The organism is Bartonella taylorii 8TBB, assembly GCF_902825155.1.
GTDB classification, from domain to species: Bacteria; Pseudomonadota; Alphaproteobacteria; order Rhizobiales; family Rhizobiaceae; genus Bartonella; species Bartonella taylorii_A.
The window spans coordinates 1-384 of the sequence record NZ_CADEAG010000226.1 but is presented as its reverse complement, the minus strand read 5'-3'; the positions used below and the strand labels follow the sequence as shown (position 1 = coordinate 384).

Below are 384 nucleotides of genomic sequence, written 5' to 3'. Positions count from 1 at the left end.
TTACTAACCTATACAATTTTTTTGAAAGCGTGCATGTGGCTTATTGCTGGTCTTGGAAATCCTGGTTCAAAATATCAAAATAATCGCCATAATATCGGTTTCATGGCTATCGATGCTATTTATCAGTCCTTATCTTTTTCTCCATGGTCGAAAAAATTTCAAGCTGAAATCTCCAATGGCCTCATAAATGATGAAAAAACTTTTCTTATAAAACCACAAACTTTCATGAATTTCTCCGGCCAAGCTATTGGTGAAGTCTTGCGATTTTATAAATTAGATGTGAAGAATTTGATTATCATTTATGATGAGCTAGACTTACCACCAGGAAAAGTACGTGTAAAAATCGGTGGAGGAAATAATGGACATAATGGTATAGGTTAGTAA

1 pseudogene is annotated in these 384 nt (G+C 33.9%); it reads left to right on the top strand.

Annotated features, from left to right (window positions below):
- Positions 1-33: 33 nt before the first annotated feature.
- A pseudogene (gene pth, locus J7R13_RS09405) lies at positions 34-375 on the top strand (aminoacyl-tRNA hydrolase); the annotation flags it as partial.
- Between the last annotated feature and the right edge of the window lie 9 nt (positions 376-384).